General features: G+C 71.2%; 13 protein-coding genes and 1 pseudogene. 13 read left to right on the forward strand and 1 reads right to left on the reverse strand.

The window, feature by feature from the left end; all coding sequences use genetic code 11:
- Positions 1 to 191: 191 nt before the first annotated feature.
- Together K8638_RS34940 and K8638_RS34945 are read left to right on the forward strand one after the other, a co-directional pair.
- The gene (locus K8638_RS34940) at positions 192 to 1,106 is read left to right on the forward strand and encodes a lipid kinase (RefSeq protein ID WP_223759114.1); all 915 of its coding nucleotides are present in this window, start codon (positions 192 to 194) and stop codon (positions 1,104 to 1,106) included.
- A gap of 122 nt (positions 1,107 to 1,228) precedes the next feature.
- Positions 1,229 to 4,087: a carboxypeptidase regulatory-like domain-containing protein gene (locus K8638_RS34945; protein ID WP_223759040.1), complete on the forward strand. Its 2,859-nt coding sequence runs from the start codon at positions 1,229 to 1,231 to the stop codon at positions 4,085 to 4,087.
- A gap of 6 nt (positions 4,088 to 4,093) precedes the next feature.
- Here the strand turns inward: K8638_RS34945 and hrcA are convergent, their stop codons facing one another.
- Positions 4,094 to 5,125, reverse strand: coding sequence for a heat-inducible transcriptional repressor HrcA (gene hrcA, locus K8638_RS34950; RefSeq protein WP_223759041.1), 1,032 nt, complete (start codon positions 5,123 to 5,125; stop codon positions 4,094 to 4,096).
- Between the two features lie 259 nt (positions 5,126 to 5,384).
- Here hrcA and yedA point away from each other — a divergent pair, with 259 nt between their 5' ends.
- From yedA to nhaA, 11 genes and pseudogenes are all read left to right on the forward strand, one after another.
- Complete coding sequence (gene yedA / locus K8638_RS34955) at positions 5,385 to 6,326, forward strand: drug/metabolite exporter YedA (RefSeq protein WP_370644204.1); 942 nt, start codon at positions 5,385 to 5,387, stop codon at positions 6,324 to 6,326.
- A gap of 166 nt (positions 6,327 to 6,492) precedes the next feature.
- Positions 6,493 to 12,180, forward strand: a complete 5,688-nt coding sequence (locus K8638_RS34960) for an ATP-binding sensor histidine kinase (protein ID WP_223759042.1) — start codon at positions 6,493 to 6,495, stop codon at positions 12,178 to 12,180.
- A gap of 256 nt (positions 12,181 to 12,436) precedes the next feature.
- A pseudogene (locus K8638_RS34965) lies at positions 12,437 to 13,345 on the forward strand (DUF6310 domain-containing protein).
- Positions 13,342 to 14,097, forward strand: coding sequence for a DUF5953 family protein (locus K8638_RS34970; protein WP_223759043.1), 756 nt, complete (start codon positions 13,342 to 13,344; stop codon positions 14,095 to 14,097). The pseudogene K8638_RS34965 and the gene K8638_RS34970 overlap by 4 nt, the downstream one beginning before the upstream one ends.
- Positions 14,098 to 14,312: 215 nt before the next feature.
- Entirely contained in the window at positions 14,313 to 15,107 is a 795-nt protein-coding gene (locus K8638_RS34975) for a hypothetical protein (protein ID WP_223759044.1), read from the forward strand.
- Positions 15,095 to 16,039: a type VI immunity family protein gene (locus tag K8638_RS34980; RefSeq protein ID WP_223759045.1), complete on the forward strand. Its 945-nt coding sequence runs from the start codon at positions 15,095 to 15,097 to the stop codon at positions 16,037 to 16,039. Before K8638_RS34975 ends, K8638_RS34980 begins: the two co-directional genes overlap by 13 nt.
- A gap of 86 nt (positions 16,040 to 16,125) precedes the next feature.
- Positions 16,126 to 18,237: a nitrogen regulation protein NR(II) gene (locus K8638_RS34985; RefSeq protein WP_223759046.1), complete on the forward strand. Its 2,112-nt coding sequence runs from the start codon at positions 16,126 to 16,128 to the stop codon at positions 18,235 to 18,237.
- Positions 18,227 to 19,585 carry a sigma-54 dependent transcriptional regulator gene (locus K8638_RS34990; RefSeq protein ID WP_223759047.1) on the forward strand — a complete coding sequence of 453 codons (1,359 nt, stop codon included), beginning with the start codon at positions 18,227 to 18,229 and terminating at the stop codon, positions 19,583 to 19,585. Before K8638_RS34985 ends, K8638_RS34990 begins: the two co-directional genes overlap by 11 nt.
- Positions 19,586 to 19,703: 118 nt before the next feature.
- A complete protein-coding gene (locus K8638_RS34995; protein ID WP_223759048.1) occupies positions 19,704 to 20,117 on the forward strand; it encodes a DNA-binding response regulator in 414 nt (137 codons plus the stop codon).
- A complete protein-coding gene (locus K8638_RS35000) occupies positions 20,114 to 20,617 on the forward strand; it encodes a DUF6232 family protein (RefSeq protein WP_223759049.1) in 504 nt (167 codons plus the stop codon). Before K8638_RS34995 ends, K8638_RS35000 begins: the two co-directional genes overlap by 4 nt.
- Complete coding sequence (gene nhaA / locus K8638_RS35005; protein ID WP_223759050.1) at positions 20,617 to 21,990, forward strand: Na+/H+ antiporter NhaA; 1,374 nt, start codon at positions 20,617 to 20,619, stop codon at positions 21,988 to 21,990. The genes K8638_RS35000 and nhaA overlap by 1 nt, the downstream gene beginning before the upstream one ends.
- Positions 21,991 to 22,014: the final 24 nt, after the last annotated feature.

The following is a 22,014-nucleotide window of genomic DNA, read 5'->3' on the forward strand; positions in this document are numbered from 1 at the left end:
TCCGGGGCGTCCTCCGGGCGGCCCGGGGCGTTTCCCTTTCAGACACTTCCCGCTGACCACCTCCCGGCAGGGCCGCTGGCCTGCCTGCCCCGGCGTGCACACCTTGAAAGACGACACGGAAAGAGAGGTCGCACCTGGAACCCGCCCTCATCCAGCCCCCTCGACGCCGGGCCGTGGACGACGGGCCGGCGGTGCTGGTGGTCAACACCCGCTCCCGCTCGGGCCGAGAGGCCTTCGACACCGCCCGGGCCACGCTCGCCGCGCGCGGGGTGCCGCTGGCGGAGTGCTACGCGCTGTCCCGCTCCGAGCGCCTGCAACACGTGCTGGAGCGGATGACGGAGCTGGGCGCGCGCCGCATCCTCCTGGGCGGTGGCGACGGCACGCTGAGCTGCGCGGTGGCGCGCCTCCTCGGCCGTGACGTGACGCTGGGCGTGCTGCCGCTGGGCACCGGCAACGACTTCGCGCGCTCGCTGGGAATCCCTCCAGACGTGGAGGCCGCTTGCGGCATCATCGCCGACGGCTACACCGCGCGCGTGGACGTGGGGCTGGCCAACGGGCGCCCCTTCCTCAACGCGGCCAGCCTGGGCCTGGCCACCGCCATCGCGAAGCGGCTGACGAAGCGCCTCAAGCAGCGCGCGGGAAAGCTGGCCTACCCGGTGGCCGCCGCCGCGGAGATGAAGGACCTCCAGCCCTTCCACGTGCGCCTGAAGGCGGATGACCAGGAGCTGGAGCTGGACGCGCTGCAGCTCGTGGTGGGCAATGGCCGCTACCACGGCGCGGGCAACGTCGTCTCACCAGATGCACAACTGGATGACAGGCGCCTCCACGTGTACGCCATCACCGCGCCCTCCGCCGCGACGGGCAGCGAGGGCACCGGCCTGGGTCACCTGCGGGACGTGGCCACCCTGGCGCGCGTGGCGCTGTCGTTGCGCAGCGGCGAGCACGTGGAGCACCCGGCCGTGACGACGCTGCGCGCCGCGCGCCTGTTCGTGGAGACCGACCCCGTCCAGGAGGTGAACGCGGACGGAGAGCTCATCGGCCGCACGCCCATGCGCTTCGAGGTGGCGCCGGCGGCCCTGCGCGTCTACGCGCCCGCCCCGTCCTGAGCGGGGACCTGGCGCGCGGGCCGCTCCTGCTGGAACGCGTGGCCCCGCCCTGGACGAGGGGCCAGAATGACCTAGGCTCCTCACTGTCCGTGGCGTTCCTCCGCCACGGGGAGGACGAGCCCGTGCGCCAGCGCTCCCGAATCCCGCTCCTCATCGCCGCGGCCCTCGGCGTCGCCGCGGTGCTGCTCCTCTGGTTTCGCATGCCCGCGCCGGGCGGCGCTGCCTCGCGCCCGGGCAGCCCCGTGCCCCCCGCCGCCGCCACGCCGGGCACCACGCCCGAGGCCGCGCCGCGCGCCAGCACGCCGCCCACGCCGTCACTGGAGGAGGTCAACACGGCGGAGGATGGGGCCTTCGTGGTGCGCGTGCTCGGGGGCACGGGCCCGGTGGCGGGGGCTCGCGTGCGGGCGTACCTGCGCGTGGTGGAAGATGGCACCGGCACGCCGCCCTGGCGCCGCGCGGGCGAGGGCACCACCGCCGCGGATGGCACGCTGCGGCTGCCGGCCCGTCCCGGAGACTACCTGCTGTCCGCGCAGGCCCCGGGCCACGGCCCCGCCCGGCGCGAGGTGACGCGTCCCTCGGGTGAGGCGGAGACGGCGGTGGAGCTGACCCTGCCCACGGGCGTGTCGCTCCAGGGGCGCACGATGGCGGCGGGCCGCGGTGAGCCGGTGCCGCTCGCGGAGGTGACACTGCGGCCCTACCCGGGGACGGCCACGGCGTGGGCGGAGCCCATGGACCTGCCGGAAGAGGCCTCGGCGGTGACGAGCGACGCGGAGGGCCGCTTCACCCTCTCCGGCCTGGCGCCGGGCCGCTACGTCCTGACAGCGGAGGCGCCGGGCTTCAGCCGCCGCACCGTGCGCCAGCTCCGGGTCCCCCACTCCGCCGAGCTGGTGGTGGAACTGTGGGGCGCGGGCACCCTGGAGGGCTTCGTCGTGGACGCGAGCGGCCAGCCCGTGGTGGGCGCGGAGGTGATGGCCTCCGGTGGACTCGCCCCCGTGCGCGCCACCAGCGGCGAGGGCGGAGGCTTCGCGCTGGAGGTGCAGTCCGGCACCTGGGTGGTGTCCGCGAGGCGGGGCGAGGCGGTGGGCCGCGTCCCCGGGCCGGTGTCCGTGGCGCCGGGCGAGACGCTGCGTGGCCTCACCGTGACGCTGGGAGGCGCCAGCGGGCTGGAGGGCACCGTGTCGGCGGCGGACGGAGCGCCGGTGCGCGGCGCGGTGCTGGTGGCCAGGCCCTCGGGCGGCACGGGCGAGCTGGGCCGGGCCGCGTCGGCGGAAGACGGCGGCTGGCGGATGGACCTGCCTCCGGGCGAGTACGACGTGGGCGTCCGGGCCCCGGGCCTGACGGGCCTCGTGCGGGAGGGCGTGGTGGTCGCCCCGGGCCGCTACACCCCGCTGCACGTGCGGCTGGAGCCAGCGACGGCGGTGGTGGAGGGCACGGTGGCGGATGAGGAGGGACGGCCCCTCCCGGGCATCCAGGTGCGCGCGGAGCTCCGGTCGGGCGAGGGCGTGGCACACACCACGCTCACCGATGGACAGGGCGCATACCGGCTGGAGGGGCTCGAGGCGGGGCCGACCGCCATCAAGGCCCGGCGCGAGGGCGCCGCGCGGTGGATGTCCCGGCTGGAGACGCTGGGCCCCGCCACCACCACGCGGGTGGACTTCACGCTGCCGGAGTCGGGCATGGTGTGGGGGCTCGTGACGCTCGGGTCGGGAGCATCCCCCGCCGGGCCCGTGCTGGTGCACGCGGTGTCCAGGAGTGGCGCGGGCAAGGGCACGGCGGAGACGGATGAACAGGGGCGCTACCAGCTGGAGCTGCCCGCGGGTGTGTACCAGCTCGTCGCGCTGCCGCACGAGGCGGCCGCCATCTACTTCCACGTGGACAACGACGCGTCGGTGACGGTGCCGGCCGGGAGCACGGTGCGGCAGGACCTCGTCGTGAACGAGGACCCGGCCCTCTCGGGCACCGTGCTGGAGCCCTCGGGAGTGCCCAGCCCTCTCGCCGTGGTGGCCGCCATCCAGGGCGGAGACTTCCCCATCACCCAGAGGGTGCGCGCGGACGAGGCGGGCCGCTTCGCCCTGCCCCACCGCCCGCGAGGCGCCGCGCCGCTGGAGCTGGTGGCGTACAACGGCGGCCGCATGGGCCGGCTGCCCGGGGCCACCGAGGGCCAGTCCCCACACACCCTGCGGCTTCGGCCCGCGGCCACGCTGCGGGGACGCGTGGTGACGGGCGGAGGCACGCCGCCGGACGGCTTCGTGCTGGAGTTGCGGGAGGCGGACGGCGCGGAGCTGCCGTGGGCGAGACTCTGGCCCACCACGCGGCGGCTCTCCGGCGACACCTTCACCCTCACCGACGCGCCCGGGCAGCCGCTGCTGGTGCGGGTGAGCACCGGGGACGGCCGCACGGGAGAGGCACGGGTGACGCTCACTCCGGGCGGCACCGGAGAGGTGGAGGTGCCGCTCACGGGCGGCGCGTCCTCCCTGTCCGGGCGCGCGGTGTGGAGCCGGGGTGGTGGGCCCGCGCCGGGCGTGGCGGTGTTCCTGGACCGGCCCGTCTCGCCCCAGCCGGACGCGCGCACCGGGCCGGACGGCCGCTTCCGCCTGGACGACGTGCGCCCCGGGCCCCACACCGTGCGGCTGATGCCTCCCGAGGGACGCGTGGAGACGCGCACCGTGAAGGTGCTGGAGGAGGAGGCCACGGACCTGGGAGACGTGACGGTGTCCCCGCGCCGCGCCCCACCGGGCACCCTGGGCGCGGGCTTCAGCGAGGACCGGGGCCACGTCACCTTCGCCTGGCTGACACCGGACGGCCCCGCGGCGCGCGCGGGTGTCACCGTCGGAGACAGGCTGCTGTCGGTGGACGGGCTGGTGGTGCGGGACAGGACGGAGGCCGAGTCCCGCACCCGCGGCGCGCCGGGCTCGCCGGTGCGGCTCCAGGTGCGGCGCGAGAGCGTCGAGCAGGAGGTGCTCGTCACCCGGGCGGAGTGAGGCGCCCTACACCTTCTCCAGCACGCGCGACAGCACCTGCGCGGTGAAGTTCACCAGCGGAATCACGCGCCGGTAGTCCATGCGCGTGGGGCCGATGACGCCCACCGTGCCCAGCACCTGCTCCTGGTTGCCGTAGGGGCTGGCGATGACGGAGACGTCGCCGGCCGCGGAGAAGTCGCTCTCCGCGCCGATGAATATCTGCATCTCGTTGGCGCGCTGCACCCTGTCCAACAGCGACAGCAGCTTGTGCTTCTCGTCCAGCGCCTTGAAGAGCGCGCGCATGCGCTCCACGTCCGCGAACTCCGGCGCCTCCAGGAACGAGCCCGTGCCCTGGATGAGGACGCGCTCCGTGGTGGGCAGGTCCGTGGCCGCCGCGCCCAGCTTCAGCGCCTTGGCCGTCAGCGCGTTGTAGAGCGCCTGCTCCTGGTCCATCTCCGCGCGGATGCGCTCCCGCGCCTCCTCCAGCGGCACCTCGCGCAGCAGCTCCGACAGGTAGTTGCTCGCCTTGAGCAGCTCGTCCGAGGTGATGGGGAAGTCGACCGTAATCGCCTTGTTGTGCACCTGGCCGCTCTGCCCCACCAGGATGGCGAGCACGCGGTCCTCGCGCAGCCGGACGAACTCGATGCGGTGGAACACGGACGCGTCCGGGCGCGGCGTGACGACGACGCCCGCGTGCCGCGTCAGCGAGTGCAGGATGCGGCTGGCCTCGCCCAGCACCTCCTCCAGGTTGGCCTCGTGCACCAGGCCCGCGTGGATGAGCTCCCGGTCCTTGGGCGTGGGGTCCTTCAGCTTGACGAGCGTGTCCACGTAGAACCGGTAGCCCTGGTCCGTGGGGACGCGGCCCGCCGAGGTGTGCGGCTTCTCCAGGAAGCCCAGCTCCTCCAGGTCGGCGAGCACGTTGCGCATCGTCGCCGAGGAGACCTCGAACCCCGCCCTCCGGGTGAGCTGTTGGCTGCCCACCGGCCCTCCCGTGGAGATGTACTCCTGCACCACCGCGCGGAGGACTTCCTTCTCTCGTTCTCCCAGCTCTTCGGACATCCCGGCGTCACGCTCCGGAGCTCCGGCTCCAAGGGAAGTTTAAGAAAGCGGGCCCGGTCATTCAATCCGCGCGCCCCCTGTCCGGACGTCCATGAGCCTGCCCCATCCCCGGAGCCGGGAAACCAGGAAGACAGGCAGGCGCCACCGTGCCCGGGCGGGGACCCTCCCGCACTGTACCGCCGGGTCGATGCACCGACTGTAGGGTACGGGAAAGCGCACATGGCCGAGTGGGTGCCTCGGCGCTACAAGCCGCGGCACCGTGTCCGCCTCGTCCGTCCAGTCCCTGCCCACCGCGCCGTCCACTCCCGCCGACATGCCCGCCAGCGATTCCGCGCCCGCGGGGCCGAGCAGGGCCGGGCTCATCACCAGCCTGGTGGCGCTGTACCTCATCTGGGGCTCCACCTACCTGGCCATCCGCTGGGCCCTGCAAGGGGGGCTGCCGCCCTTCCTGATGTCGGGAAGCCGCTTCGTGCTGGCGGGTGGGGTGCTGTTCGCGGCGCTGTGGCTGCGCGGCGCGCCGGTGCCCACGGCGCGGCAGTGGGGCGCGAGCGCGCTGGTGGGCTTCCTGCTTCTGGGCGTGGGCAACGGCGGCATCGTCTTCGCGCAGCAGTGGGTGCCGTCCGGCGTGGCGGCGCTGGTGGTGGGCAGCCTGCCCATGTGGACGGCGCTCTTCGGTGGGCTCTTCGGGCAGTGGCCGGGGCGCATGGAGCGCTGGGGGTTGGCGATTGGCTTTGGCGGCATCGTCCTGCTCAACCTGGGCGGCGACATGGGCGGCCGGTGGCTGCCCACGCTGGCGATGATGCTGGCGCCGGTGAGCTGGGCGTTCGGCTCCATGTGGAGCCGCCGCCTGCCCATGCCGCAGGGGTTGATGTCCGCCGCGGCGCAGATGCTGTGCGGCGGCGTGTTCATGCTCGGCTTCGGCCTGGTGCTGGGCGAGCACGTGCCGGCGGCGATGCCCGGCGCGCAGGCGGTGTTCGCCTGGTTCTACCTGGTCATCTTCGGCTCGCTGGTGGGCTACAGCGCCTATGGCTACCTGCTGCGCCACGCGCGGCCGTCGGTGGCCACCAGCTATGCCTACGTCAACCCGGTGGTGGCCGTGCTCCTGGGCGGCGTGCTGGCCGGGGAGATGATGAAGCCCATGACCTGGGTGGCCATGGGCGCCATCCTCGGCGCGGTGGTGCTGCTGACGCGCAAGAGGTGAGCAGGCCCGGGCCTCCAGGGGACGCCACCACCGCTCCGCCGGCCCGGCGCGTGGCCCTTGGGCTTCCCTCCTCGGTAGGGCCCCCGTCTTTCCCATGCGTGGCCCGGGCCGGCGTTGTCATCCTCCGGAGGGCGGCACCATCCTGCTTACCTTGGGTGTTGGGAGGATGATGAAACCAGAGCTCCAGGCGTATGCGTTGGGCGAGCGGCTCCAGGCGGGGCACCGGGCGAGCGTCCATCACGCCGTGCGGACCTCCGATGGACGCGCGCTCCTCCTCAAGGTCCTCGAGCCTGAGCACAGCCGCCCGGAGGACCTCGAGCGGCTGAGGAGGGAATACGAGGTGGGGCGTGCGCTCGCGGGCCTGGCCGTCGTCGAGCCGCTCGCCCTCTCGACGTTCGAGGGGCGGCCGGCGCTCGAGCTCGAGGACTTCCCGGGCGCTCCCCTCGAGAAGCTCGTGGGCGCGCCGATGCCCGTCGGGGACTTCCTTCGCCTGGCGGTGCGTCTGGCCGGGATTGTCGCTGACATCCACGAGCGGGGCGTCATCCACAGGGAGCTCAAGCCGGGAAACATCCTCTTGGACCCCAGGAGTGGCGAGCTCAAGGTCTGGAACTTCAGCATCGCCGCGCGCGGCACACGGGAGCAGCCCCCTCCCCGCGCCGCGCGGCTCATCGAGGGGGCGCTCCCCTACATGTCGCCGGAGCAGACGGGCCGGATGAACCGCTCCGTGGACAGCCGCTCCGACCTCTACGCCCTCGGCGTCACCTTCTACGAGCTGCTCACGGGGCGCCGTCCCTTCGCTGCGCGCGACCCCCTGGAATGGGTGCACTGCCACGTCGCCCGCACTCCGCCCGCCCCTTCCGCGCTCGTTCCCGGCCTCCCGGGCGTCCTCTCGGACATCGTCCTCAGGCTCCTGGCCAAGCTGGCGGAGGAGCGGTACCAGACCGCGCGCGGGCTCCAGCACGACCTCGAGCGCTGTCTGTCCGGCTGGGAGGCGAAAGGCACGCTCGCGCCCTTTGCCCTGGGAACGCACGATGTCTCGGACCGCTTCGAGCTGCCCCACAAGCTCTATGGCCGCGAGGCCGAGCGCACCGAGCTCCTTCGTACCTTCAAGCGGGTCGTCGAGCAGGGGACCCCGGAGCTCGTGCTGGTGTCGGGGTACTCGGGCATTGGCAAGTCCTCGCTGGTCCGTGAGCTGCACAGGCCCATCGTGCGGGAGCGCGGGTTCTTCATCTTCGGCAAGTTCGACCAATACCGGCGAGACGTGCCGTACTCCCCCTTCGCCCAGGCGTTCGCCGAGCTGATAGAGCAGATTCTCACCGAAAGCGAAGCGAGCGTGGCCGCCTGGAGGGAGCAGCTGCGGCAGGCGCTTGGCGCGAGCGCGCAGCTCATCATCGACATCATCCCTCACGTGGAGCTGATTCTCGGCCCGCAGCCCGCGCTTCCTCCGCTCCCTCCGCTCGAAGCGCAGAACCGCTTCCACCGGGTGTTCCGCCAGTTCATCAGCGTCTTCGCGCGCGAGGAGCACCCCCTCGCCCTGTTCCTCGACGACCTCCAGTGGCTCGACTCCGGGAGCTTGAAGCTCCTCGAGGACCTCCTCCTCCACCCGCAGACCCGCTACCTCCTCCTCCTGGGCGCGTACCGCGACAACGCGGTGGGCCCCTCCCACCCCCTCGCGCTCATGCTCGACACCCTCCGGAAGTCCGGCGCGCGCGTGCACGAGCTCGTCCTCGCCCCCCTCACCGTCGAGCACCTGGGACAGTTCCTCGCGGAGGCCCTGCGCTGCTCCCCCGGCTCCGCCGCGCCCCTGGCCCGCCTCGTCCACGAGAAGACCGCCGGCAATCCCTTCTTCGCCATCCAGTTCCTCACCACGCTCCACGAGGAGGGCCTGCTGGAGTTCGACCGCGGCACCTCCCGGTGGCGCTGGGACGTGGCGAAGATTCACGCCAAGGGCCTCACCGACAACGTCGTCGACCTCATGGTGCGGAAGCTCAAGCGCCTCCCACCCGCCACACAGGAGGTGTTGAAGCTCGCCGCATGCGTCGGAAACACCACGGACCTGCACACCCTGGCCGTCATCTCCAACCAGCCGGGCGAGCAGACCGCGCGTGCGCTCTCGGACGCGGTCCGGGAAGGGCTGGTGCTCCAGCAGGGCGACGTCTACACGTTCCTGCACGACCGCGTCCAGCAGGGGGCCTATGCGCTCATCGAGGATGAGAGGAAGAAGGGCGTCCATCTCCGCATCGGGCGTCTGCTGCTGGCGAGCCTGGACGCACGGAGCATCGAGGAGCGCATCTTCGACGTCGTCGGCCAGCTCAACCGCGGCCTTGCCCTCATCACCGACCCGGCGGAGAGGGACGCGCTCGCGAGGCTCAACTTCCTCGCGGGAAGGAAGGCGAAGGCGTCCATCGCCTATACCTCCGCGAGGAACTTCCTCGCCGTCGCGGCGGCCCTCCTGCCCGAGGGTGCCTGGGAGTCCCGCTACGACGTCGCGTTCCCCCTCTTCATCGAGCGCGCGGAGTGCGAGTACCTGGGCGGCGCGTTCGAGCAGGCCGAGACCCTGTTCGACGTCCTCCTCGCCCGCGCGAGGACCGACTGCGACAAGGCCACGGTGTACGAGCTCCGCCTGAAGCTCTGCCACGTCGCGGGCAGGTACGACGAGGCGGTGGCGATGGCGTGCAAGGCCCTTCAGCTCTTTGGTGTGGACATCCCCGAGGACGACGCGGTGCTGAGCGAGGCGACCCGCGCCGAGGCGGAGGCCATCCAGGTCAACCTGGGCGGGCGCCGCATCGCGGACCTCGCGGATGCCGCCGAGGCCACCGACCCGCGCGTCAGGGCCGTCATCGGTCTGCTCTCGAACGTGGCCCCTGCCGCCTACATTGGCAGCAGGCCCCAGGTCTTCCCGCTCGTCATCCTGAAGCTCGTCAATCACTCCCTCCGGTTCGGCCACACGTACGAATCCTGCGTGGGGTACAGCGCCTACGGCTTGATGCTCGTCTCCCTCTACGATGACCCTCGTGCCGCCTACGAGTTCTCGGAGATGTCCATCAGGCTCAACCAGAAGCTCGGCGACATCAGCCGGCGGGGCACGGTCCTGCACTTCCACGGCGACCACATCAACTTCTGGAGCCGTCACATCTCGACGGACTTCCCCATCCTGGAGCGGGGATTCCTCGCATGCCTGGATGCGGGCGACCTGGTCTTCGCGAACGCCATCGCGTTCCAGATTGTCTGGCAGGCCATCGAGCGGGGCGATGCCATCGATGATGTCATCCGGTTCTCGCGGAGCTACGCGGCCTTCGCCCGGGACTCCCGCAACGAACCCATCCACGAGACAATCCGGCTGGAGCAGCAGTTCCTCGCGTGCCTGAAGGGAAGGACTCGCGGGAGTACCTCCTTCGAGGACGAAGCGTTCCAGGAGGCCCCGTGCGTCGCGAAGATTGCCGGGGCGGCCTTCGGGTGCGGCATCGTCTTCTTCCACATGATGAAGCTCATCACGGCGTATCTCGCCGGAGACGACGCCGAGGCGCTCCATCACGCGGACGAAGCGAAGAAGACGCTCAGCGCCGTGCTGGCCATGCCCATGGAGGCGACCTTCTATTACTTCCACGCCCTCCTGCTCGCCCGCATCCACCCGCGGAGGACGGAAGAGGAGCAGCGGGAGATTGAGAGGACGCTCGAGGGCTACGACAAGAAGCTCGCCCTCTGGGCCCGGAGCTGCCCGGAGAACTTCCTCACGAAACACGCCCTCGTGTCCGCGGAGCTCGCCCGAATCACGGGAGACACGCTCCAGGCCGAGCAGCGCTACGAGGAGGCCATCCGGGCGGCGCGGGCCAACGGCTTCGTCCACTGGGAGGCCATGGCCAACGAGCTTGCCGCGGCGTTCTACCGGGAGCGGCGCTTCAGGACCATCACCGCCGCCTATCTCCGGGAGGCCCGGGACTGTTACGTCCGGTGGGGCGCGGAAGCGAAGGTGAGGCAGCTCGCGGAGCGCCACGCGCACCTTCATGAGGCACCGCCGCCCGGCCTCGCGGCCGTCTTCGCGGCCCGGCCCGAGCAGCTCGACCTGCTCTCGGTGGTCAAGGCCTCGCAGACCATCTCCGGGGTGATGGTCCGCGAGCAGCTCCTGCACACGCTCTTGCAGGTCGTCCTCGAGCAAGGCGGGGCGCGCCGGGCCCTCCTGGTCCTGTCCCGCGAGGGCGCGCTCGAGGTCGCGGCCGAGTCCGCCGTGGGCGAGGAGGAGGCGCCGGGCCTGCTGTTCGGCGCGGCCCCGCAAGCGCTGGCGGCACGCGCCCCGGCGTCCATCCTGCAGTACGCGCAGCGCACCCGGGAGCACGTGCTGCTTTCCGACGCGGCCGCTGACGCGGAGCGGTTCTCGGGGGACCCGTACTTCGCGCGGGCGCGCCCGCGCTCTGTCCTCTGCCTCCCCGTCCGCAGGCAGGCGGAGGTCGTCGCCTTCCTCTACCTCGAGAACGACCTCGTCCCCGGCAGCTTCACGCCCGAGCGCCTGCTGGCGCTCGAGCTGCTCGCGGCCCAGGCGGCCATCTCGCTGGAGAACGCGCTCCTCCTCGAGCGCGAGCATGCCGGCCGCGTGGAGGCCGAGACGGCCGGACGGCGTGCGCTCCTGCTCGGAGAGGCGACCGCGCTCATCTCCTCGACGCTCGACTACGTGGGCGTGTTCGACGCGCTGACCCGCCTGTGCGCGCGCTCGTTCGCCGACTGGGCGGTCGTCGACCTCAACGAGGGGAGCACCGTCATACGCCTGGCGGGCGCACACCGCGACCCGCGGAAGGAGCCGCTCCTGCGTGAGCTCGCGGAGCGATACCCCGCGCGCCTCGGCACGGCCACGCCGGTGACGACCGTGCTCCAGGGAGGGGCCCCCGTCCACCTGCCGGCCCTCACCGACGAGCAGATCCGGTCCTACACGCTCGACGAGCACCACGCCGCGCTCATCCGCCGGCTGGGCACGCGGAGCGTGCTCATCGTGCCGCTGATCGCGCGAGACACGAAGCTCGGGGCCTTGACGTTCGTGGCGGCCGCTCCGCACTGGTTCGGGACGGCCGACGTGGAGCTGGCGGTGGAGCTGGGCCGCCGCGCGGCGCTGACCATCGACAACGCGCGCCTGCTCGCCGAGACGCAGCGGGCGCTGCGCCTGCGGGAGGAGTTCCTCACCGTGGCCTCGCACGAGCTGCGCACGCCGCTGACCTCGCTCCGGCTCTCGGTGGAGGGCCTGCTCCGCGCGGCCTCGGCCGGGAGGACCGTCTCGACGGAGACGCTGAACCGCGGCCTCGGCCGGGTGCTGAGCAGGACCGACAGGCTCGAGCAGCTCACCGGGGAACTCCTCGACGTGACGCGCATCGAGCAGGGGCGGCTGGAGCTGAAGCGCGGCGAGGTCGAGCTCGGCGCGCTGGTGCGCGGCGTGGTGGAGCGCCTCGAGCCCGAGCTGACCGCGGCCCGCTGCACGGTGTCCCTCACGTGCGCCGCGCCGGTGGTGGGGCAGTGGGATGCCGCGCGGCTCGCGCAGCTCGTGACCCACCTGCTCCACAACGCCCTCAAGTTCGGGCCAGGCAAGCCCATCGAGGTCTTCGTCAGGGAGGAGGCCGGGAGCGCGCGGCTCGTGGTGAGGGACCACGGAATCGGTATCGCCCCGGAGCGGCAGGGCCACATCTTCGAGCGCTTCGAGCGCGCCGTGTCCAAGAACTATGGCGGGCTGGGGCTCGGCCTGTACATCAGCCGCGGGATTGCGGAGTCACACGGCGGTTCCATCCAGGTCCAGAGCGTGCCCGGCGCCGGCTCCACGTTCACCGTCACGCTCCCGCGCGTCTGGCGGCCAGCGCTGACGGCGTCGCTCGGCTGAGCCAGGGCGCGCCCCCGGACGCGCGGGGGCCGCTGGAGCTGAATACCCCGCTGCGGGACGGGCGCGACGTGCGAACCCCAGTCGGATACAAGGTGCATCACGAAGGTGTACCGCTGAGCCGACGTTGCGAGCTGCGGCAGCTTGGGCCGGAGGTTCTCGGCTCTGGCGCTCCAAGGAGGGCGCTGCCAAAGTCGGGCGCTCCGAGCACTCTCGCTGTCGAGCGTGGCGGGCAGACCCCTTCCGTAACGACGTGACCATGCTTCTTCGAACTTGCGTCGCACTCCTGCTGCTTCTCTCGGCCTGCGCAACGACGGAGCCGAGCCCGAAAGAGTCGGCGACCCGGAGCCCGAGGGTCGCCAACCTCCAGAGAGCGGCAGAGCTGCCGTGGGCGGATGGCGGGCGATGCGTGGTGCGGGAGGCATCCAACGAATGAGCCGTGCTTGTGGAGCGGTGCTATCACGCGCTCGACCATGACCGGATTGAGTTTCGCGATGTCACGGGAAGATGCTCTGTCGCCTCTGCCGGTGCTGCGACCTTGGGGTTGGGAGTCTGCATTCTGATAGCACCCGAGATAGTCGTTGGAGCCGTGATCATAGCTGGCGCAGTCGTGGTGGCAGTCGCCATCAAAGAGGAGTTGGATGCATACCGTAGGGCATCTCGTGAGCGAGCCAAGCCCGAGATTCAAACGCAGCCATCCAATGAGCAGGATCGTTTGACGCACCGCAAGCCCAATCCCGAGCCATCAGGACAGGACTGGTTCCCCCCGGTGCCGACCGATCCACTGGACCGAGAGCGCCGTCCCGAGTGCAGGCCCGTCCCGGTGCCGCGCGCCTCCAAAGATGGTCCGCATAACGAGTGCGCCGACAAGTTTCCACCCAACCGTTATCCCGGCATGGACGTGAGCGTGGGCGGAGTACGCTTCGATGCACTGCAAGTCGGCGTGCGCGTGCTGTGGGAGATCAAGACTCATCAATTTGATAAGTACAATGCCTTCGTCCAGAACATGGAGATCAAGAAGGAACTCAAACAAATCAGGAAGGAGCGAGACATAGCCGTGGCGTGTGGATATGACTTCGTGATCGGAGTGAGCACCCAAGCGCACAAAGACGCTCTGCTCGCCGAGGATGAGTCCCTCAATATCATCGTCACGGGATGCCCACGATGACTAAGCAAAGAACCCTCAACCTTATCACCTACGCGCCTGCGCTCGTGGGCAAAGACGGTCGCGCGGTCGACGTCATCCATGGAATGGAACAGACACTATCCGGCTTGCGGCTGAAGTGGCGGCTCTCAGACAGCGGGCGCCCCATCCCATTGCCACAGCGTGATGCATGGCTCCTGGAAAACATTGAAGACGGGGAGTTCCCTATTGTGTGCAACGGGGACGTGAATTACCCCGTGACGGTTGATGGAAGGGAAAGGTCGGGACTCTTCAGCCCAGGCGGTCAGCCCCTTTTTGAAATCCATGCGAAAATGCCACTGGACGAGCCAGTGATCGCGGCAGCGGCGGCTGTGCTTGAAGCCGTGGCGGAGGGCGCACGCGCGTTCTGGGGGAGTGCAACGCCGTACGCCGCTAAGGTGGACATCGCGTATCAGACAGCACCCACGCTGCAAGGTCCGCCTTCCCCACGCCGGGGACTGCCCGCCCTGAAACTCCCCCCGCACATTCGCTCGCCCGAGATTCCCTATTACCTTGGGTGGATGAACTACTGGTCTGCCGCTGCCGCACAGGCCATCGGGTTCCCAGACCCCGCCCGCGACGCCGACCTGCTCTCACGAGCGCGGCGCACGGCATCGGGCGGGTGGGTCGTGCAGCTCACGGACACGCCGCTCGACCTGGACAACCCCGCCCACCTGGACGCGCTGAAGCGGGCCTATGAGCGCTTCCCGGAGATCGGCGGTCGCGCAGCGCCTTGACCCCTCAGCTCGGGGCGCCCTTGCGTGCTTGCCGGCGGCTGAATACCCCGCTGCGGGACGGACGCGCCGTGCGAACCCCAGTCGGGTATTGCCGCAACTCAACAAAGACGCGACCATCCGGAATGATGAACAGCGTCCCGGAGAAGTCATGGCCCATGGCACCAATGGCTCATGAGGTGAGCCGGGCTCCTCGTCCCGCGAGGCCGATCCACTACGTGCTCATCGCCAGTGTGCTGCTGGTTGCATGTGGTGCACCGGCCCGATATGGCAGGCCCAGCCACTACGCGCAGTCGATGGACTCGGCGACGAGCGCCTGCCTGCGCACGCCCGCCTGCTACACGGCAACGGGCGAGGAGGCCATCATTCCCTGGCTGTCACGCGCGGCGGGCGCGGTGCGAACCACCGCGGCGGTGATGCGGTTGCTGGAGGCGGCCGAACTCGCCCGCATTGAGGCCATCCTGATGGAGTGCGCGTCGGAAGCGAACGGCCAGGTCAACGAGCAGTTCTTCGGGAAGGGCGGCTGGCCGACCCGCGCTCAATGCGAGGAGAAGATCACGAACGAATGGGAGCAGCAGGAGAAACGGTCCGAGCGACTGGGCCGATTGAAGCACGAGGTGGCGCTGAAGTGCGCCCGAGAGAAGCTGAAGGAGGTGATTCCAGGCAACTTCAGCATCGAGCCACGCTACTTCCCCGACCCCAGGAAGGGGCTGCGTCTGATAACACCCGCGCAGGTAGCAGAGTGGCTACAAGATGGGCTCTTCCACCTGCTGTTGGGGACGCTGGTGCCGGACGTCGTCATCCACGCGACGAACGAGCCGCTCAAGGTTCAGGCCGTCTATGATTTCAAGTTCCCGTGCCCGCTCAGCAACCCGCCCCAGTGGAATTCCTATGACCGCAGGCATCCCTACTACGGAAAGCACCAAGGTCAGATGTACCACCAGTCGCTGGGAGGCACGACTCCATCCGTTGTTGTACCCCAACAAGGAATCACTCAACCGTGGACGCCTTGAGCCCAAAGATACGCATCTACAAGACGTATGATGCGTACCCGCCGGAAATCCCCGAACCCGTGCGCTATCTGGTCGTGCGGGACAGTCTGAACATCACCTTCTATATGCAGCGGCCCCATGCCGAGGTGAGGCATGGAATCGCGCACGCGCTGGACGTCTACCTCAGCGCGGTAGGCAGCCGGAAGCTGTCTCAATACGTGACCCGTTCCGGTCAGTGGAGCGACCTTGATGATGAGGGCTGGGCTGCTGTCCGAAAGGACCTACTCGACCCAGAAGGCGGCGGCAGAATCGTCCTGAGAGAATGGCCGACGGTGGTGCCGGGGCACGAGTTCACCTATTTCGGTCGGCTCTACGACTTCCCTGGGTACATGACGTTCCCCAACGAGACGTCCACGGTCTCCTTCTGGCTGCCGACCGAGTACCTGGAGGAGCGCGGCGCCGGCTGGGTGCGCGAGCTGGCACTGGAACTGGGAGCCCGGCTCCCCTTCAACTCCGGCCATGCCGGCCTGTTCATGCAGTCGCTTTTCGACTCAAGGACGTATGCGGCGGAGGTTCGCGAGGCCTGCTTCACCTATCCGGGCATGGACATCGCGATTGCGGATCATCTGGCCAATCACATTGGAGCCCGCGTGAAGGGAGCGCACTGGCTGACCTTCCTCGGCCAGCCGGTGCTGGGGGAGCTGGGCGGTGCCGAGGGCCTTCGCTCGCGCCTGCACTCGCCCGACACCACCGTGCAAGACATGGGCGGAGACCGCGTCGTCGTGACGCTGGGCAAGCAGCCGGAGGCCGGTGACAGAGAGCCCGAGCGCACCCTCGCCTCCTACCGAGAGCTGGCCCTCGTGCTGGAGCCCTGGCTCTACCGCGAGCGCTCCCCGTGGCCCGGCTTCACCGAGGACGACATGCGCCGCTGGGAGCGCCGGCTCCTCGACTAGCAGCCGCTCCGCTCCCTGCCCCGCCCGCCCACCGGGCGCACTCGCCGGAAGCGCACCGCCGGAAGCCGGTTACACTCCCCGCCCCCATGCGGTACGCGCTCCTGCCCATCCTCCTCCTGTGCGCCGCGCTCACCAGCGTGGGACTGGGAGTCCTGACGCTGCTGGAGCGCAACCGCGCGGCGCTCGCGCAGCAGTTCGCCACGGACCGCCAGGCCCAGCTCGACGAGGCCACGCGTGGAGTCGCGGAGACGCTCGAGGACGTGGGCGAGGACCTGCGCTTCGCGGGCGAGCTCATGTCCCAGCCCGGCAGCGACGCGGAGCACCGGCGCGAGCTGCGCGCCCTGCTGGAGGCCGTGGGCCAGTACAAGGTCATCGCCACCTACAACGCGCAGGGCGCCGAGCGGCTGCGGCTGCTGGACCGGCGCACCGGCAAGCAACTGGCACGCGGCACCATCCTTCCCCAGATGGCGGAGGCGGCCCGGCGCGCGCTGCAGCGGCCTCCCGGAGACATCACCACGTCCCCTCCGCTGGGAGAGCCGCAGAGCTGGCTGCGCGTCATGGCCACCGCGCTGCCCGCCGTCAACGGGCGCCCCGCGGGGGCCGTGGCGGTGCTGGTGGACACCGAGTCCTTCTTCACGCCGCTGCGCATCGTCACCTCGGACCCGGAAGCCCGCCTGCTGCTGGTGGGCGCCCATGGCCAGCCCACCTCCGCCAGCGATGCCACGCTCGCGGACTGGTACAGGCGGCTGGACACCGAGGGCGCGCTCGTCCCCGGCTTCGCGTCCGTGGCGGCCCGGCTCCGGGAAGGCGAGCGCGGCAGGCTCCCCCTGCGCGAGGACGAGGCCGAGCGGCTCGGCCTGGGACGCGCCGAGGCCGTCGCCATCTTCACCCCCATCCGCATCCGCGGCGGCAGCCACTGGTCCGTGGCCACCCTGGTCTCCACCGCCGCGCTCCGCTCGCACGAGCAGGGCCTCATCTGGCAACTGGCCGGGGCCGCGCTGCTGGTGTCCCTCTTCCTGGTGGCGTTCGCCGTGTACGTGGCCCTGGCCCAGCGCCGCGCGGCGGCCCTGCGGGAGAGCCGCCGCCATGCCGAGCAGCTCGCGCACCTGCACGACAAGACGCAGAAGATTCTCGACCACATCCCCGCCGGCGTGCTCGCCCTCACCGAGACGGGCCGCATCAGCGCCGTCAACCAGGTGCTGCGCGCCCGCATGCCCGACAGCGCCGTGGGAGCCCCCCTGGCCGCGGCCTTCCCCCAGGCCCCAGAGCCGGTGGTGTCCCGCCTGCGCGCCCTGGTGGAGGCCGCCAACGGCGAGGCGCGCCCCCAGAGCCTGCTGGGCGAGCCGCTCGCGCTCTTCGGAGACGAGGGCCGCTTCAACCTGCACGCGGTGCCGCTGGAGGCAAGAGACCCGGACGTGCGCACGCTGCTGGTGGTGGAGGACCTCACCAACGTGCGCGCGCTGGAGACCCAGCTCCTGCGCGCGGAGAAGCTGGCCACCGTGGGCGTGCTCGCCGCGGGCATCGCCCATGAGATTGGCACCCCGCTGGGCGTGGTGCGCGGGCGGGCGGAGTACGTGCTCGGCAAGCTGGGGCCGGCCCACCCCCAGGGGCCCGGAGTGGCCGTCATCATCGAGCAGATAGACCGGGTGAGCCGCACGCTGCGGCAGCTCCTGGACTTCTCCCGCCTGCAGGCCACCGCGGTGCGCCCCGTGGCGCTGGCCCCCATCGCCCGCGACGTGTACGAGCTCTTGCGCGTGGAGGCCGAGCGCCGCCGGGTGAGCCTGGAGCTGGACGTGCCCGACGCGCTGCCGCCCCTGGCCGCGGACCCGGACCAGCTCCAGCAGGTCCTGGTGAACCTGGCGCTCAACGCCTGTGACGCGTGCGGCCCGGGAGGGCAGGTGCGGCTGTCGGCCTCGCCGCCGGATGGCGCGTCCGCCGGAAGCTGGGGGCTGGTGGCGCTCACCGTGCGCGACAACGGCTGCGGCATCCCCCGGGAGAGCCTCAACCAGGTCTTCGACCCGTTCTTCACCACCAAGAAGCGCGGGCAGGGCACGGGGCTGGGCCTGACGATGGTGGCCCACGTCGTGCGCAACCACGGCGGGCGGCTGGAGCTGGAGAGCGAGCCGGGCCAGGGCACCTGCGTCACCGTGCTATGGCCCGCGGCGGTGCCCGCCACCGAGGAGCGACATGCGAGCTGAGGGACGCATCCTGGTCGTCGACGACCACGTGGAGATGGGGCGCATGCTGAGCGACCCGCTCACGGACGAGGGCTACACGGTGGACCTGGCCACCGGGGGCGAGGAGGCCATCCGCCTGGCGCGCACCCGTCTCTACGACGCGGTGCTGACCGACCTGCGCATGGAGAAGGTGGACGGCCTGGACGTGCTGGAGGCGGTGCGCGCCATGGACCCGGACGTGCCGGTGCTCCTGATGACCGCCTTCGGCGGCGTGGAGAGCGCCGTGGAGGCGATGAAGCGCGGCGCATACCACTACTTCACCAAGCCCTTCCGGCTGGACGAGGTGCTCGTCTTCCTGAAGCGGGCGCTGGCGGAGCGCCGGCTGCGTGCGGAGAACCGGGCGCTGCGCCAGCAGGCGGCGGAGCGGAGCAGCCTGGGCGCGCTGGTGGGCCGCAGCGCGCCCATGCGCGCCCTGTACGAGCTCATCGAGCGCGTGGCCCACTCCGGCGCGGCGGTGCTGCTGCGGGGCGAGAGCGGCAGCGGCAAGGAGCTGGTGGCGCGCGCGCTCCACTTCGAGGGGCCACGCGCCGAGGGGCCCTTCGTGGCCGTCAACTGCACCGCCCTGCCGCACCACCTGCTGGAGAGCGAGCTGTTCGGTCACGTGAAGGGCGCCTTCACCGGGGCCACCTCGGCGCGGCGCGGCCTCTTCGTGGAGGCGGACCGGGGCACGCTCTTCCTCGACGAGATTGGCGACATGCCCCTGGAGCTGCAGGCCCGCCTGCTGCGCGTGCTGGAGGACGGCGAGGTGCGCGCGGTGGGAGCGGACGCCAGCCGCACCGTGGACGTGCGCATCATCGCCGCCACGCACCAGGACCTGGAGGCGCGCGTGCGCGAGGGCCGCTTCCGCGCGGACCTCTTCTACCGCCTCAACGTCGTCACCCTCCGCATGCCCCCGCTGCGCGAGCGCCGCGAGGACATCCCCCTGCTGGTGGAGCACTTCATCTCCCGCTCCCGCGCGCGCAACCCGCGCTCGCGCCTGCAAGGCCTGACGCCCGAGGCCGTGGCCGCCCTCGCCGCCCTCCCCTGGCCCGGCAACGTGCGCGAGCTGGAGAACCTGGTGGAGCGGCTGGTGGTGCTCGCCCCGGGAGAGAGCGCGAGCCTGGACGACCTGCGCCCACACCTGCCCCCCGAAGCGGCGGAGTCCCAGCCGCTGGCGCGTGCCCAGCAAGAGCTGTGGCCCCTGCGCCGGCTGGAGGCGGAGTACATCACCTGGATGGTGGCGCGCTGCGGCGGAAACAAGACGCGGGCCGCGGAGCTGTTGGGTATCGACGTCTCCACCATCCACCGCCGCGAGCGGGAGCGGGGGTAGCGCAAGGGAGCGTGGCAATCCGCCACGCCCCCCTGGCGCGATGCCACGGTTCGCGGCCGCCCGGCCACGGCTTCCCAGGGCACCAGGCCGGGCATGGGCCTTGCTTTGAGCTCCCACCGTGGAGTCCCCGCACACAGCCCATGCCTGCCTCCTGGGAGGTGACGCCTCGCTCGGCTCGCTCCTGGCGGACGTCCTGGGCGAGCTGGGCATCACACTGGACGTGGAGGCCCCCGGGTCCGCCGTGCCCCCCGACGTCGTGCTGGCGCACGTGGAGCGCGGTGAGGCCATCCTGCCGCTGCTCCAGCGGGCGCGGGAGCTGACGGCCGAGGGGCCCGTCATCGTGCTGGTGCCGTTCGCCGACGAGCGGCTGGTGCGGCTCGCGCTCCGGCTGGGCGCCCGCGACTGCTTCGCCCTGGGACGCCCGCTGGATGAATTGCGCCGCGTACTGCTCGCACACCTGCCCCGCGCCCGGGGCGCTGACTCAACTCCTTCCGGCGGGGCCGTGCCGCCGTCTCGTGGAGACGACCCATGATTGAGCCACTGGCAGTAGTCCCCCGGCTTCCCGCCACGCCCGCGTTTCCCGAGCGCCCGGTGGTGGTGTCGCTTCCCGCGCCCGAGGCGCCGCTCTTCCAGGGGCACGGCGTGCTCGTCACGTCCGAGCGACTGGTGGCCCGTGGCCGGAGCCTCCTCCTGGCGGACGTCGTGCGTGTGGAGTCCGTCCGCCGCTCGCCGCGGATGGCCCCCGTGCTGGCCCTGCTCGCGGTGGCCGTGAGCGTGGGCCTGCCGGCGCTGTCCGCCTTGTCCGTGTCGCCGGCGGCGGCCCGGGGCCGCTACGAGGCCGCGCTGGTGGCGACCGTGCTGGTCATCTTCGCCTCCATCGCGCGGCTCGTGCTCGCGGAGGACGTGTACCAGGTCATGGTCCACACGGGGGCCGGAGCCTGGCCGGTGCTCTCGAGCCGGGAGCCGCGGGACAGCACGAAGCTGGCGGGTCTGCTCGACGAAGCGGCCGCACGGGCGAGGGGACGGTACTGATGTCGACGAAGGGCAGCGTTGCGAACAGAAAGCTGGGGTCGCTCTTCGCCGGAGTGGTCCGTCCCATCCAGCGGTTCTTCGAGCTCGAGGCCGCCAGCGGAATCCTGCTGCTGGCCGCCGCCGCGGCGGCGCTCATCTGGGCCAACTCGCCCTGGAGCGCGCTCTACACCACGGTGTTCGACTACCCGCTGTCGCTGGGCGCTGGCGGCGCGGTGGGCCGCTTCACCGTGCGCGTGCTCATCAACGACGGGCTGATGACCCTCTTCTTCTTCGTCGTGGGGATGGAAATCAAGCGCGAGCTGGTGGTGGGCGAGCTGCGCACGCCGTCCCGCGCGCTGCTGCCGCTCTTCGCGGCGGTGGGAGGCATGCTGGTGCCCGCGGGCATCTACGTGCTGCTCAACCGCGGTGGCCCCGGGCAGCCGGGCTGGGCCATCCCCATGGCCACCGACATCGCCTTCTGCATCGGCATCCTCACGCTGCTCAAGAGCCGGGTGCCCCACCCGCTCATCGTGTTCCTCACCGCGCTCGCCATCTTCGACGACATGGGCGGCATCCTGGTCATCGCCCTGTTCTACGGCTCGGGGCTGCACCTGGACTGGCTGCTGGTGGCGCTGGGCGTCACCGGCGCCCTGTTCGTCTGCAACCGGCTGCGCGTGGCCAATGGCCTCATCTGGGCCGCGGGTGGCGCGGCGCTCTGGTACGCGCTCCACCACGGCGGCATCCACGCCACCCTGGCCGGCGTGGTGCTCGGGCTGATGATTCCCTCGCGGCCGCTGCGGTCCGCGAGCGAGGTGCTGGCGGAGCTGCACGCGCACACCACCCAGCTCATGAACAAGCCCGCCGACGAGGACCTGGAGAACGCCGAGGTGCTGGCCATCGAGGAGAAGCTGGAGGACCTGGAGCCGCCGCTCAACCGCTTCGTGCACCTGCTCCACCCGTACATGGCCTTCTTCATCATGCCGGTGTTCGCCCTGGCCAACTCCGGCGTGTCCCTGTCCGGCGTGGGGCTGTCGGACCTGGCCAACCCCATTCCGCTGGGCGCCATGCTGGGGCTGTTCCTCGGAAAGCAGCTCGGCATCTTCGCCGCCACGTTCGCGGCGGTGCGGCTGGGGATGTCACCCGTGCCGGGCAACGCCTCGTGGGTGAAGGTCTACGGCGTCTGCGTGGTGGCGGGCATCGGCTTCACGGTGGCCCTCTTCATCGCCGGGCTCGCCTTCCCAGAGCCGCGCCTGCTCGACGAGGCGAAGGTGGGCATCCTGCTGGGCTCGGCCCTGTCCGGCATCGGGGGCTACCTGCTGCTGCGGATGACCGCACCCGTCATCGGCACCCGCGAGGCCGGCGCCCCCGCGCCGAGCGCTGCCCCCCAGGTCTGACACCCCACCTGCGGCGCGGGCGCC

The sequence above is a fragment of the Myxococcus sp. RHSTA-1-4 genome (genome assembly GCF_020037125.1).
Taxonomy (GTDB): domain Bacteria; phylum Myxococcota; class Myxococcia; order Myxococcales; family Myxococcaceae; genus Myxococcus.

Bases quoted from the DNA above. Each gene is read 5' to 3' on its own strand.
- hrcA (WP_223759041.1), bottom strand. From the start codon at position 5,125: ATGTCCGAAGAGCTGGGAGAACGAGAGAAGGAAGTCCTCCGCGCGGTG.
- K8638_RS34960 (WP_223759042.1), top strand. From the start codon at position 6,493: ATGATGAAACCAGAGCTCCAGGCGTATGCGTTGGGCGAGCGGCTCCAG.
- K8638_RS34970 (WP_223759043.1), top strand. From the start codon at position 13,342: ATGACTAAGCAAAGAACCCTCAACCTTATCACCTACGCGCCTGCGCTC.
- K8638_RS34985 (WP_223759046.1), top strand. From the start codon at position 16,126: ATGCGGTACGCGCTCCTGCCCATCCTCCTCCTGTGCGCCGCGCTCACC.
- K8638_RS34990 (WP_223759047.1), top strand. From the start codon at position 18,227: ATGCGAGCTGAGGGACGCATCCTGGTCGTCGACGACCACGTGGAGATG.
- K8638_RS35000 (WP_223759049.1), top strand. From the start codon at position 20,114: ATGATTGAGCCACTGGCAGTAGTCCCCCGGCTTCCCGCCACGCCCGCG.
- nhaA (WP_223759050.1), top strand. From the start codon at position 20,617: ATGTCGACGAAGGGCAGCGTTGCGAACAGAAAGCTGGGGTCGCTCTTC.